Raw genomic sequence first — 234 nt, forward strand, 5'->3', positions numbered from 1 at the left:
GCACAAAACCTTCTGATCGAACGCGCTGGTGTTATCCAGTTCGCACTCGACCTCGAGGAGCGGACCGAAGGCGAAATTCGCGTTGAGTTCATCGGCGACAACCAGATTTGTGGTCAGTTGTCCTGTGCTGAAAAAGCCCAGTTGGGCGTGATCGACATGTATTCTGCGTCCACGCAGAACTCTGCCGGTTCCACACCATACCTGAACGTTCTGGATTACGCGTACATGTTCCGT

1 protein-coding gene is annotated in these 234 nt (G+C 53.4%); it reads left to right on the plus strand.

What is annotated here, in order from left to right:
- A partial coding sequence (locus tag L0668_RS20605; protein ID WP_235314607.1) for a type 2 periplasmic-binding domain-containing protein occupies window positions 1-234 on the plus strand: 234 nt, incomplete at both ends.

It is taken from the genome of Paraglaciecola algarum, from assembly GCF_021532655.1.
Taxonomy (GTDB): Bacteria; Pseudomonadota; Gammaproteobacteria; order Enterobacterales; family Alteromonadaceae; genus Paraglaciecola; species Paraglaciecola algarum.